The organism is Paenilisteria portnoyi, assembly GCF_014322795.1.
GTDB classification, from domain to species: domain Bacteria; phylum Bacillota; class Bacilli; order Lactobacillales; family Listeriaceae; genus Listeria_A; species Listeria_A portnoyi.
Map to the genome: position 1 here is coordinate 1 of NZ_JAASTT010000047.1, position 1,106 is coordinate 1,106.

Below are 1,106 nucleotides of genomic sequence, written 5' to 3' on the forward strand. Positions count from 1 at the left end.
ATCTGACACCAAATGCTTTTGAAAAAATAGCAAACTAATTCTATTTTATTTTGTCCAAGATATTGACATCACATCAGGTGTATGATTTATGGTGTATCATTCAATGTCCATGTAATACTCGTTTGATACTGACTTCCAGCTTTCACACCGGTAGGATTTATTTTCATATGAAGTCCTTCTTCAGGTGTGTATTGAATTGTCGTAACCTCAGTCGGATTAGATGTGCCTTCCCCCATGACAAAGACTTGATTATCCATTATTCGCGTTTCTATGCCATCTTTCGTATAGGTCAATGCATCATGCAATTGCTTAGCATTTGGATTATCGACATCGACAAATGGGCCATTCACCGTTCCAGTTACTTGCCATTTTTCACCATTATTTCGAGTGTCCTGAACTTGTAGATTCCAATCTGGATTTTGACGTAAAATTTCTATTTCATTACTACTAATTTCTGTTGTTTGAAACATTAAATCATCTGGAGCTTGATTAAATCTAAAGATGGTGTTGTCATAAACAGTGATTGCACGAACTAATGTAGTTAAATTACTATCACTGTCTGTCACTGTATAAGTAAGTTCATACGTACCAGCCCGGTTAGTATCAACAATGCCATCAACTTCTATTTGACTAGTTAAATCTCCATCTTCTGTATCGCTCGCTGTAACATCTTTTTTTGCATCAAATGATGTCCCTATGTCAATACTTTCATCTTCTGCACCATTGATAACAGGCTTATCATTACTTGTTACTGTAATTTCAATCGTCTTACTGCTTGTATTGCCGTCAGAGTCACTTACTTCATAGGTAATGGGGTATGTTCCTACTTTACTTGTATCCACATCTCCTATTACTATTATTTGATTTGTCAAATCTCCATCTTCTGTGTCGCTCGCTGTAACATCTTTTTTTGCATCAAATGATGTCCCTATCTCAATACTTTCATCTTCTGCACCATTGATAACAGGCTTATCATTACTTGTTACTGTAATTTCAATCGTCTTACTGCTTGTATTCCCATCAGAATCGCTTACTTCATAGGTAATGGGGTATGTTCCTACTTTACTTGTATCCACATCTCCTATTACTATTATTTGATTTGTCAA

General features: G+C 35.7%; 1 protein-coding gene. It reads right to left on the reverse strand.

The window, feature by feature from the left end; genetic code table 11:
- Window positions 1-86: 86 nt before the first annotated feature.
- Window positions 87-1,106, reverse strand: a 1,020-nt coding sequence (locus HCJ66_RS15840; protein WP_187134014.1) for a DUF5011 domain-containing protein, incomplete at its 5' end; no start/stop codon positions are given.